General features: G+C 70.3%; 1 protein-coding gene. It reads left to right on the top strand.

Annotation, left to right across the window (positions count from 1 at the left end; translation table 11 throughout):
• Window positions 1-91: 91 nt before the first annotated feature.
• A partial coding sequence (locus LPZ50_RS25275; RefSeq protein ID WP_230665552.1) for a restriction endonuclease occupies window positions 92-516 on the top strand: 425 nt, incomplete at its 3' end.

Raw genomic sequence — 516 nt, 5'->3', positions numbered from 1 at the left:
CGGCGTCCGAGCCGCCGAGGCCCGACTCTGCGTCGCCGCCCCCGGCCGGCACGCCCAAACCCTGATCCGTCCACACCGCGCAGGAACCCGCATGAAATTCATGGCCAAGAACTCGCTGTTTGCCATCTTGCTGCGTTCACCGTGGTGGATCAGCCTGCTGGTGGCAGCGGGCCTGACCCTGGTAGGCGTGGCGGCGGTGCCGCCGGCCTACGCGCCCTTCCTGATTTTCGCCGCCATCCCGTTCTGGGTGATCGCCGGCATTGCGGCCTGGAAGCAACGCGGCAAGCCGTCTGAAGCACGGGTGGAACAAACCGCCACGGCACTGGCCGCCCTGCCCTGGCCGGCCTTCGCCGATGTACTGGAAGCCGGTTTGCGGCGCGATGGCTGCGAGGTCAAGCGACTGAACGGCGGCGCCGCCGATTTCGAGATCACCCGGCCCGCGGGCGGCCGGGCCCTGGTCACGGCGCGCCGCTGGAAGGCCGCCAGTACCGGCATCGAGCCGCTGCAGCGGCTGGA

It is taken from the genome of Bordetella petrii, assembly GCF_020991325.1.
In the GTDB taxonomy this organism is placed as follows: domain Bacteria; phylum Pseudomonadota; class Gammaproteobacteria; order Burkholderiales; family Burkholderiaceae_B; genus Bordetella_A; species Bordetella_A petrii_E.
The sequence above is the reverse complement of the archived record's forward strand: the minus strand, read 5'-3'. Positions and strand labels throughout refer to the sequence as shown.